Origin of the sequence: Bradyrhizobium monzae, assembly GCF_021458635.1 — a bacterium.
Taxonomy (GTDB): Bacteria; Pseudomonadota; Alphaproteobacteria; order Rhizobiales; family Xanthobacteraceae; genus Bradyrhizobium.
Window position 1 is genome coordinate 515,566 of record NZ_JAIRDQ010000006.1, and the last position, 7,476, is coordinate 523,041.

General features: G+C 61.2%; 4 protein-coding genes. 2 read left to right on the plus strand and 2 right to left on the minus strand.

Going from position 1 to position 7,476, the window contains the following annotated elements:
* Window positions 1-6: 6 nt before the first annotated feature.
* On the minus strand, window positions 7-1,632 hold the full coding sequence (locus tag K3F49_RS24280; protein WP_234683452.1) for a glycosyltransferase family 39 protein: 1,626 nt from the start codon (window positions 1,630-1,632) through the stop codon (window positions 7-9).
* Window positions 1,633-1,745: 113 nt separating this feature from the next.
* On the opposite strand from K3F49_RS24280, the gene lepA reads away from it, so the two are divergent.
* Window positions 1,746-3,557: a translation elongation factor 4 gene (lepA, locus tag K3F49_RS24285; protein ID WP_234683453.1), complete on the plus strand. Its 1,812-nt coding sequence runs from the start codon at window positions 1,746-1,748 to the stop codon at window positions 3,555-3,557.
* 629 nt (window positions 3,558-4,186) lie between these two features.
* Window positions 4,187-5,734: a winged helix-turn-helix domain-containing tetratricopeptide repeat protein gene (locus tag K3F49_RS24290; protein ID WP_234683454.1), complete on the plus strand. Its 1,548-nt coding sequence runs from the start codon at window positions 4,187-4,189 to the stop codon at window positions 5,732-5,734.
* Between the two features lie 6 nt (window positions 5,735-5,740).
* Here K3F49_RS24290 and K3F49_RS24295 read toward each other — a convergent pair whose 3' ends face one another.
* Window positions 5,741-5,914 carry an aspartate/glutamate racemase family protein gene (locus K3F49_RS24295; protein ID WP_234683455.1) on the minus strand — a complete coding sequence of 58 codons (174 nt, stop codon included), beginning with the start codon at window positions 5,912-5,914 and terminating at the stop codon, window positions 5,741-5,743.
* Window positions 5,915-7,476: the final 1,562 nt, after the last annotated feature.

Here is a 7,476-nt window from a genome sequence, read left to right on the forward strand (position 1 = left end):
TCTCGATCACTTCGCCGGCGGAGCGATGTAGACGTTCCACGTCATCGACGGGCCAGCCTTGCCGTGGGTGAAACGGCGCGTCGTCATCACGATGCGCTCGGCGTTCGGCGCGATCTCGGACGCCCACTTCTCGAATGCAGGCAGGCGGCCGTCGGTCGGATCGAACACGCCGATGAAGCCGTACTTCTTCACGTCGTCGAGTGTCGCCAACCCGGAGTTCCACGCTTCGTTGGGGATGAACGCAACCGGATGATCTGGGCTGTAGAACACCATTGGCTGGATCGATTCCATCGTGCCGGCAACGATCGCCCAGCGCGAGGCGAAGCGCGAATGCCAGGCCTGGGTCAGCTCGCGCGCGAGCTCCGAGCGTGCGCCATAAGTCGCCGTGTTGTCCGAATTCGCCGCCATCTCGCGTGCGGCGATCCAGGGTGAAGCGACGAGCGTCGCAATGCTGAGCACGAGCCAGATCGCTACGATGTTGAACAGCACGGCGCTCTGCACCCGCAGCGCCGGGATCGCGACCAGTGCAAGCGGCACCAGGAAGAACAGCGAGATGCCCCAATCGGTTTTCATGTAGATCGAGAACACAAGCGCGCCGAGCGGCGGCCCGGCTGCGACGATGATCTGGATGATCCAGATGTTCAGCGCCTGGGAAACATTGACGCCCAAATTGGCGCCGCGTGCCCAGGCCCGCGTGACGATGCGTAGGGGAGCGCGCCCGGGCAGCGAGAGCCATGGCGGCACCAGCGCCATCGCGAGTGCGGCGAGCGCCGCCGGCAGCGCCAGCAGCGCGGCATTGTGCAGGACATAGCCGAACACGAGCTGCCTAACCTGGCCGGCATCCTCGATGCTGTAGGTGTCACCGGCATAGGTCAGCGGCACGAAATGCGCATCCGCCAGCCAGATGATGTGTGGGATCATCGCCACGACCATTGTCGCGATCGCGACCCAGGGCGCCGGCGACAGCAGGAACTTCATGCGCTGCGGATGAATCAGCGCGGCGAGGCCAATGGCGCCGATCATGGTCAGCACCCAATATTTGGTCATCAACGCCAGCGCGCCGGCGAGCCCGAGCCAGAGTCCGGACTGCCAGCTCCGCTTCTCGAACGCGTTGAGATAGGCGAGCACGAGTAGCGGCAGCGTGACGAGCTGAAGCAGATCGGGGTTGTACTTGAACCCCTTGAAATTGAAGATCGGATAGAGCGCGACCATCACCACGACCAGGAACGCGCGGCGTGGGTCGACCACACGCAACGCAACCAGCCAGCAGATCACCATGCCGACGCTGACCGTTGCCATCGCCAGCGCGTAGGTCGCCCAATCCGCTGCCGGGAGAACCGAAAACCAGAGCCCGGCGATCCAGCCCGACAGCGGCGGATGCTTGCCGTAGCCCCACAGGAATTTCTGGCCCCAGCCCCAGGCCTCTGCGACGTCCATGTGAACGTCCTGCGCCGCCTTGAGGTTGATTAGGATAAAGGTCCAGATCACGGCATGCAGGATCGAGAGCTGGATCACCAGCCAAAGCCGGGCCTCGGGCCGGGTCGCGTAGGCAACCAGCCAGGCCCGGAAACGGTCAAAGCCGAGGCGGGTGTTCGCGCGCGCCCGGGCGGAGGGGATCGAGGTCGTTGACATCGGCGTTGCGTAGCGCGTTTTGGCTCCGCTTGGAATCAGCTTGGCGTGAAGAAAGGCCCTGAAAATACAGCAATATGGTTGCCGCACGGGGATGTGAGTGGTATCCCGCGCCCATGACGACCGTCCCCATTTCCAACATCCGCAATTTCTCCATCGTCGCCCATATCGACCATGGCAAATCGACGCTGGCCGACCGCCTGATCCAGATGACCGGCGGCCTCTCCGACCGCGAAATGGCGGGCAAGGAGCAGGTGCTCGATTCCATGGACATCGAGCGCGAGCGCGGCATCACGATCAAGGCACAGACGGTGCGGCTCGCCTACCACGCCAAGGACGGCAAGGATTACATCTTCAACCTGATGGACACACCCGGCCATGTCGACTTCGCCTACGAGGTCTCGCGGTCGCTGGCGGCCTGCGAGGGTTCCCTGCTCGTGGTCGACGCCAGCCAGGGCGTCGAAGCGCAGACGCTCGCCAATGTGTACCAGGCGCTCGACAACAATCACGAGATCGTTCCGGTCCTGAACAAGGTCGACCTTCCGGCTGCGGAGCCGGAGAAGGTCAAGCAGCAGATCGAGGACGTCATCGGCATTGATGCGTCCGACGCCGTGATGATCTCGGCCAAAACCGGCCTCGGCATTCCCGACGTGCTGGAGGCCATCGTCACTCGCCTGCCGCCGCCGAAGGGCGATCGCGACGCGACCTTGAAGGCGCTGCTGGTCGACAGCTGGTACGACGTCTATCTCGGCGTCGTCGTGCTGATCCGCGTCGTCGACGGCGTCATGAAGAAGGGCAGCCGCGTGCGCATGATGGGCACGGGCGCGGCCTACGACATCGAGCGCGTCGGCTTCTTCACGCCGAAGATGACCCAGGTCGACGAGCTCGGCCCCGGCGAGATCGGCTTCATCACCGCCGCGATCAAGGAAGTCGCCGACACCCGCGTCGGCGACACCATCACCGACGACCGGAAGCCGGTGACCGAGATGCTGCCGGGCTTCAAGCCGGCGATCCCCGTCGTGTTCTGCGGCCTGTTCCCGGTCGATGCCGACGACTTCGAAACGCTGCGCGCCGCGATGGGCAAGCTACGGCTGAACGACGCCAGCTTCTCCTTCGAGATGGAAACCTCCGCGGCCCTCGGCTTCGGCTTCCGCTGCGGCTTCCTCGGGCTGTTGCATCTGGAGATCATCCAGGAGCGGCTGTCGCGCGAGTTCGACCTCAACCTGATCGCGACCGCGCCGAGCGTCATCTACAAGATGAAGCTGAACGACGGCAGCGAGATCGAGATCCACAATCCGATCGACATGCCCGACGTGGTCAAGATCGCGGAGATCCAGGAGCCCTGGATCGAAGCGACGATCCTGACGCCCGACGACTATCTCGGCAGCGTGCTGAAGCTGTGCCAGGACCGCCGCGGCGCGCAGAAGGAGCTGACCTATGTCGGCTCCCGCGCGATGGTGAAATACGATCTGCCGCTCAACGAAGTGGTATTCGATTTCTACGACCGGCTGAAATCGGTCTCCAAGGGCTACGCCTCGTTCGACTATCATCTGACCGACTACAAGCCGGCCGACCTCGTCAAGATGCAGATCCTGGTCAACAACGAACCGGTCGATGCTCTCTCGATGCTGGTGCATCGCACCCGCGCCGAAGGCCGCGGCCGCGCCATGGTCGAGAAGATGAAGGACCTGATCCCGCCGCACATGTTCCAGATCCCGATCCAGGCGGCGATCGGCGGCAAGGTGATCGCGCGCGAGACGGTGCGCGCGCTGCGCAAGGACGTCACCGCCAAGTGCTACGGCGGCGACATCACGCGCAAGCGCAAGCTTCTGGAGAAGCAGAAGGAAGGCAAGAAGAAGATGCGGCAGTTCGGCAAGGTCGACATCCCGCAGGAAGCCTTCATTGCGGCGCTGAAGGTGGACAGCTGAGGCACCGTCGCTGACTTGCGACGGCTGTCCCTTGGGCGCACGAGCCGCGGCTCAAACCAAAACCGCGAAAACAACCCCATGCACAGTAGCCGGCGGCTTCTCGGCATGCACATTTTCGATTTTTACGAAAATCACTTGACGCGTCGGGCAAAACACCGGCAGGATGCCATTATGGCAGCGCGTGACCGGCTGCGCCAAAGCCCGTTGAAGCGGCTTTTGGTTCTACTCCGTCAAGCTCAAGGGCGCTCTCTTTCCGCGTGCCCGTCGCATTCCCGCATGGGCTCAGCAGTGTCGTCGGGGTGGCCGGCCTCGCAATTCTCTTCAGGAACTCGAGCAGTGCCAGGCCACAGCAGCAGCTGCTTCCGCATCTCGGCGAGGCGCGCACGGCAAAATTCGCGATAAAGCACGTCAAATATGATGGGCATGATCGAACTCCATCAGATCCTTCGCGGGTCCTTGCTGGTGCTCATTGCGGCGTGTCCTGTCCGGACGTTTCGTCACGCCAAGCTGACGCAAGATCCTGCAGCGCGCTTAACTGGCGGCTTACATTTTCCTCACCCGGGGCTTATTCTTCACGCTTCAGGCGGCGCCAAAGCCCGGCAAATCGGGGCGACTGAAGGATCCGCAGCTTGCGCTATCTGTTCGACGACTTTGCATTCGACACAGTCCGGCGCGAGCTGCATCGCGGGGCCAACGTCGTCTCCGTCGCGCCACAGGTATTCGACCTGCTCGATTACCTGATCCGCAACAGGGAGCGCGTCGTCAGCAAAGGCGATCTCATCGACGCTATCTGGAACGGGCGGAGCGTGTCCGATGCAGCGCTGACGACCCGCCTGAATGTCGCTCGGAGCGTGATCGGAGATACAGGCGAGGATCAGCGCCTGATCAAAACATTGCCGCGCAAAGACTTTCGCTTCGTCGCGCCGGTGGTGGAGGCGCAAGGACCCGCAGACGCTGAAACCACCGCCAACTCGATCATGCCGGCGCTCACGCTCCCCAACAAGCCCTCGATCGCGGTTCTCCCCTTCGCCAATCTGAGCGGTGATCCGGAGCAAGACTATTTTGCGGATGGCATGGTGGACGAGATCATCACCGCCTTGTCGCGGTTCAAATCCCTGTTCGTGATCGCGCGCAATTCCAGCTTTACTTACAAGGGCAGGGCCGTCGATATCAAACTGGTCGGGCGCGAGCTCGGTGTTCGTTACGTCCTGGAAGGAAGTGTGCGCAAAGCTGCGGGAAAAGTCCGCGTTACCGGTCAATTGATTGATGCCATGACTGGCGCGAACCTTTGGGCTGATCGATTTGAAGGCGATCTCGTCGATGTTTTTGCGCTTCAGGACGAGGTAGCGGTCAATGTTGTCTCCGCCATTCAGCCGAGATTGCTTCAAACCGAAATAGTCCTGGCTGCGCGTCGGCCGAACAATCTCAGTGCCTATGATCTTTGTCTTCGGGCACAACACCTCCAGTCATGGACCCGGGGCGGATCCGACGAGAGCCTTCGGCTTGCCTCTCGTGCATTGGAGATCGACCCTCGGTACGGCTTTGCCGCTACCCTTGCGGCGGAATGTCATATCCGGAATGTGCGCCAGGGATGGGCAGCGGATCCGAAGTCGGAAATTGCAGAAGGATTTCGGCTTCTGCGGTTCGCGCTCAATATCGACGGGAACGCCACCTTGGCACTGAGCATGCTTGGCCGCGCAACGGCTTCCTTTTCTGCCGACTTCGATACGGCAGTAGAGATGGTCGACCGTGCGGTCGCTTTAAACCCGAATTCATTCCGCGCATGGGAAGAGCGAGGCTGGACCCACCTGACAGTGGGGCAGCCCGAAGAGGCAATCCGCAGCTTTGGGCGCCGCATTCGATTAAGCCCCTTCGACCCGTTGCTCTTCGCAACGTTTGCTGGAATGAGCATGGCGCTGATCGGGCTTGGTCGCTTCGATGAGGCGATCTCTGCAGCGAAGAAGGCCGCCCGCCAGAACCCACTTTTTCCTTTCACTTATCGCTGCCTTGCGTCAGCACTAGCTCATCGGGAGCGCGAAGCAGAGGCAAGGCAGGCAGTGGCCACTCTGCTCGAACTCGACCCCGACTTTCGCATTTCCAAACGTGTCGCGCCCGGCGACCTATTGGGGCTTCGGTCGTATATCGACGGCCTCCGCAAAGCAGGCGTTCCAGAGTGACGTGGCCTATCCGACCGCAAAATCCGCCGCGGTCTCCACATGAATGGCCGTCGTATCGAATGTCTCGACCGACGTGTCGGCAGCCCCCACCAGCATCGTGATCTCGGTGCAGCCGAGGATGATGCACTCCGCGCCGCGGGCGACCAAGCCAAGCTCCAGCTCGCTGAGCTGTTCGACCAACTGCTCGACGATGAATGCTCAACGCCCGTAGATGTACGGGGGAAGCGCGTCGGTACAGCCTTCGCAATTACGCCAGTTGCGCTCGACGCGCGATTTGAAGGTGTAACGAAGTCGAACCGCCCTTCGAGGCTGAAAATTAGTTCAGGGTCATAATCGTAATGACTCCGACGCAAAAAAAGAAAATAGGCTGCAATCAACAAGAATAAATAGTGGGAGGAGTACATGGATACTGCGGGTCGCCTGCGCGCGATGGCAGTGTTGTGCCGTCAGACAGCCGCGCGTCATCCTGATCGAAGTTGGAAACTGCTCGCCGAAGCCGAGTATTGGGAGCATTTGGCCAACGATGCAGCGCTCGATCATTTCGACCACTGCTCCGTTTGCTCGCCGCTTCCTGGAGCGCGCAGTGTCACACAACCGGCCGCGGCACCGCGGAGTGACTGCGAAACAAATAGTTTGTTAGCGTCTGTGTGCCTAACTTGATGAGTGCCGCCCACCGCCGATTGCGGCACATTGGAATGGGAATGCCGGCCCCGGCTGTTGCCCCCAATCCTGCGGCTGGGGCCGTTTTGCACTTTTCACAGTATCGTTCAACCCGCCCCACAACCATGATTAGAGGCATCGCCATAGCGCTGTTCGGAATTGGGTTCCTTTCTCGGCTTGATCGCGCGCTCTTCTACGGTCGCAATACCGAGGCCGCGCTCCGGCTCATGCGGGACATCAGCAGAGGCTTCGGACTGTGGGACACGGTGCGTGCGCCTTCGTTGATCGGGCAGCGCCCGCTACGGCTCCTACTTCTTCAACAATATTCCCTTCGTTCGCGCCATTCGCCTGACTGATCCGGCGTGGCGGCCCAATTCCGCGGCGATCTTCGATGCTCCAACGCCCCGCCGGGCCAGCCCGACCAACCGTCGAATCTCCTGCTCGGCCCATTGCTTTGGCTTCGGTGTTTTCATGGTACGGCCCCACGACCTGCACCACTTAACAACTGCGGCCAGGGGCCAGCACTTGGGAAATTTACGGGTGGCGCGCCCAGGTCGATATCCGCTTGTGGGCCTCAAGCGGACTCTAGCTTAGGGGTAATAGGTTCTCGGTCCGGCACGGCATCGCGGGCAGCGCTATATGTCAGAGCCGATTGATCCGCAGGGCTGGAAGGTTTGGAGCGAGCGTCCGCGCAAGCACCCTTCATGTTTCTGGGCATAAGCAAGCACGCCCATGATAATCAAAGCCACTACGACAAATCCGGCTATGAGATTCTGCACCATGGCTGCCACTCCACGGGGTTAGCGCGGTACGAAGTAAGCGAACGCGCGGCCAAAGATAAAGCCAGTCCTGAATTAAGAGCACGACAGGTTGGCTCCGGCTAGAGCAAACTTCCGCTAAGGGTCAATCTCATCGTTTTCGCCCTCGACCGAAACTTCCGGTCTGCCCCCATTAACCGACATGCAGTTGCACCGCGTCAATGGAAGCGATGGGCCAAAATGCGAAGAACTCAATCTGAGCAAAGTGGGTCAGCAATGCCTCGGTAAGCGGACCTTTATGAAGCGGACAGCCAGTTCGCAGAT

Coding starts and splice junctions, on each gene's coding strand:
- K3F49_RS24280 (WP_234683452.1), bottom strand. CDS start 1,632: ATGTCAACGACCTCGATCCCCTCCGCCCGGGCGCGCGCGAACACCCGC.
- lepA (WP_234683453.1), top strand. CDS start 1,746: ATGACGACCGTCCCCATTTCCAACATCCGCAATTTCTCCATCGTCGCC.